Annotated in this window: 1 protein-coding gene and 1 pseudogene; both read right to left on the reverse strand. The window is 63.6% G+C overall.

Annotated features, from left to right (window positions below; genetic code table 11):
- Positions 1-151 precede the first annotated feature (151 nt).
- Positions 152-253 (reverse strand): annotated as a pseudogene (locus tag EN991_RS41445) (DUF4892 domain-containing protein); the annotation flags it as partial.
- 5 nt (positions 254-258) lie between these two features.
- Positions 259-792: a GNAT family N-acetyltransferase gene (locus EN991_RS37540; protein ID WP_013529609.1), complete on the reverse strand. Its 534-nt coding sequence runs from the start codon at positions 790-792 to the stop codon at positions 259-261.
- Positions 793-1035: the final 243 nt, after the last annotated feature.

Below are 1035 nucleotides of genomic sequence, written 5' to 3' on the forward strand. Positions count from 1 at the left end.
CAGGGCGTCCGCTGCCAGGCTTGCCTGCTCGAGCATTGAGGCGTCCTCGCCGAAGGCGCGGGTGGCGCGGGCCGCTGCCTCGAGCAGGCAAGCCTGGCAGCGGACGCCCTGCCGTAGAATGCGGCCTGATTGGAAGGCTCGCCCAGTTCAACTTGACCAGAACCACACGGCGGTTCTTGGCGCGGCCCGCCTCGTCATCGTTGCTGGCGACAGGTGCCATCATGCCGGCGCCTGCAGCGGTCAATCGCGCCGCTCAGGTCACCGCGCCAGCAGGATGGTCGGAGCGTCGTGATAGGTGGTCTTTACCACTTCCCGGTAACCGCACTTGGCAGCCACCCTCAGCGAAGCGCCATTCTCCGGATCGATGATACAGACGGTCTTCTCGCGCCCGAAAATCACTTCGCCCCATGCCAGGACGCGGCCAACCACCTCGGTGGCGAAGCCCGCCCCGTGCACGGCCGGAACCAGCGCCCACCCGGCCTCGGGAATGCCTTCGATCGATGGTTCCATGTCGCGCTTCAGATCGTGAAACCCGGCCTCGCCGATGAAGCGCCCGGTCGCCTTCTCCTCGATCGCCCAGAAGCCATAGCCAAGCAACGACCACAGGCCGGCGTGACGCAGGAAGCGCATCCAGCTTTCTTCGCGCGTGCGCGGCTTGCCGCCGATGAAGCGGGTGACGACGGGATCGGTCCACATCGCGGCATAGGTGTCGAAATCATCCAGCCGGTGTGCCCGCAGGATGGTTCGCTTCGTTTCGATGACAGGAGCACTGGTCGCTTGCGGATTGTTCATGGGATCTGCCTCGCACGGATCGCCAGCGCTTAGCAAATCGCCGGTGCTGCGCAAGGGGCCAGGGCAACACGGCCCATCATCCAGGCGCCGCTATGGGAATTTTGCGCGACGATGTTATTTTTCACCGCAGGCTGATTCAACACCTGCCAGCCCGACCTTTTTTCAGGCGCGCATTGGTGGCGTCAAACCCAGGGAAAAGAGCATGGATACCACCGATCTTGTGCTTGCGATCTTCCATCATCT

Origin of the sequence: Mesorhizobium sp. M7A.F.Ca.US.005.03.2.1 (assembly GCF_003997795.1) — a bacterium.
In the GTDB taxonomy this organism is placed as follows: Bacteria; Pseudomonadota; Alphaproteobacteria; order Rhizobiales; family Rhizobiaceae; genus Mesorhizobium; species Mesorhizobium ciceri.

Excerpts from the sequence above, each read along its gene's own strand:
- EN991_RS37540 (WP_013529609.1), bottom strand. The coding sequence starts at position 792 with ATGAACAATCCGCAAGCGACCAGTGCTCCTGTCATCGAAACGAAGCGA.